Origin of the sequence: Saccharothrix sp. ST-888 (assembly GCF_000955975.1) — a bacterium.
In the GTDB taxonomy this organism is placed as follows: Bacteria; Actinomycetota; Actinomycetes; order Streptomycetales; family Streptomycetaceae; genus Kitasatospora.
Genome location: NZ_JYJF01001105.1, coordinates 1 through 254, shown reverse-complemented (window position 1 = coordinate 254; position 254 = coordinate 1). Strand labels below are relative to the sequence as shown.

Below are 254 nucleotides of genomic sequence, written 5' to 3'. Positions count from 1 at the left end.
GGTGACGGTGGACACGGCGTGTTCGTCCTCGCTGGTGGCGTTGCACCTGGCGGCGCAGTCGCTGCGTTCCGGGGAGTGCGAGCTGGCGCTGGCGGGCGGCGTGGCGGTGATGTCCACGCCGACCACCTTCGTGGAGTTCTCCCGCCAGCGCGCGGTCTCGCCGGACGGTCGGTGCAAGGCCTTCGCGGATGCGGCGGACGGTACCGGGTGGTCCGAGGGGGTGGGGGTGCTGGTGCTGGAGCGTCTGTCGGACG

The 254-nt window shown here is 72.8% G+C and carries 1 protein-coding gene; it reads left to right on the top strand.

Going from position 1 to position 254, the window contains the following annotated elements:
- Positions 1-254: beta-ketoacyl synthase N-terminal-like domain-containing protein (locus UK12_RS35810; protein WP_269432076.1), on the top strand; the 254-nt coding region annotated here is incomplete at both ends.